1 protein-coding gene is annotated in these 1,501 nt (G+C 58.8%); it reads left to right on the forward strand.

Going from position 1 to position 1,501, the window contains the following annotated elements; translation table 11 throughout:
* Window positions 1-577: 577 nt before the first annotated feature.
* Window positions 578-1,411: a methyl-accepting chemotaxis protein gene (locus tag AO277_RS13485; RefSeq protein ID WP_371411881.1), complete on the forward strand. Its 834-nt coding sequence runs from the start codon at window positions 578-580 to the stop codon at window positions 1,409-1,411.
* Window positions 1,412-1,501: the final 90 nt, after the last annotated feature.

The following is a 1,501-nucleotide window of genomic DNA, read 5'->3' on the forward strand; positions in this document are numbered from 1 at the left end:
CAGGATGCAGGCCGCCAAGGCAGCGTAAGTGGATAATTGTCCAACCTTCGGGGGGCATACCATATTTTTAATCTGACCGGGCTCTGCGCGATGCGATCGGACGGAAGGCGCTCGTACAGGTATCAAGTTCGTCTGCACCGCGCAGATAACCATTGAGTCGTGTACAACGCTGCACTGTTCAGGGATCGAACCCATGATGTCGAATCATTCCAGCAGTAATCCTGCGCAAAACCGTCCACGTTTCATCTGGTTTTCTCTGATTCCCGTCATACCTGCCGCTGCCTGGATCCTCACGCAATCCGGTACGAGTACGACCAATCTGCTTGCTTGTGCGGCACTGCTCGCTATCGGTCTCGGTGCCTGTGCACTGGCTGCCCGCACCCAACAGAACGACGTGCATCGGGCTGTTGCTCAAGCTCTGGACCATCACCAGGCACATAACGCTCAAACCAGCGCCATGGCCTCCCATGCCCAGCTCAATGAAGTCTTTCTCGGTGCCATGCCGATCTGGGCCAAGCAGGTCGAAAGCTCGCGCCAGCAAACCGAAACCGCCATTGTCGAGCTGAGCAGCCGCTTCATGGGAATTTCCGAACGCCTGCAGGAAACCGTGCAGGCCTCGCAACACGCTGCCGGTGAGCTGGACGGTCAGAATGCCGATGGCGCTCTGAAAGTCCTGTCCCAGAGTGACAGCGAGCTGAGCCAGGTGATTGACTCACTTAAAGCCACCCAGGCCAGCCGCGACCAGACGCTCTCTCAGGTTCGCAGCCTGACCGCCTACACAGGCGAGTTGCGCACCATGGCCGCGGACGTCGCAGCGATTGCTGCGCAGACCAACCTGCTGGCCCTTAACGCCGCGATTGAAGCGGCCCGCGCAGGCGAAGCTGGCCGTGGTTTTGCCGTGGTAGCCGACGCGGTGCGCAGCCTGTCGAGCAAGTCCAGCGAAACCGGTCAGCAGATGTCGGCCAAGGTCGACATCATCAATAACGCCATCACGCAACTGGTGCAGGCCGCCTCCAGCGGTGCTGATCAGGACAGCCATTCGGTGGCCGCTTCCGAGCAAAGCATCCAGAACGTCCTGGAGCGTTTCCAGAGCATTACCGGTCGCTTGGCCGAATCCGCCGACCTGCTCAAGCAGGAAAGCTACGGTATTCGCGACGAAATGACCGAAGTCCTTGTAAACCTGCAGTTTCAGGACCGGGTCAGCCAGATTCTCGCTCACGTACGCGACAACATCGACTCTTTGCACGCGCATCTGTTGCAGGCCAGCCAGTCTCCCGATGAGGCCGTCGCCATCGACGCCCGGCAATGGCTGGCGCGCATGGAGTCCACCTACGCGACCGACGAGCAACGCCGCACTCACCGTGGCGAATCGGCGGCACAGCAGAGTTCGCAGGAAATTACGTTTTTCTAGGGAAATCCTGAAAAAGACTTCCTGATTTGGCAAAATCTCCGGGCACCAATCGCCGAGCTTTTCGATGATGAATCAAATGACCTTCGCCGA

The organism is Pseudomonas amygdali (genome assembly GCF_002699855.1).
In the GTDB taxonomy this organism is placed as follows: Bacteria; Pseudomonadota; Gammaproteobacteria; order Pseudomonadales; family Pseudomonadaceae; genus Aquipseudomonas; species Aquipseudomonas amygdali.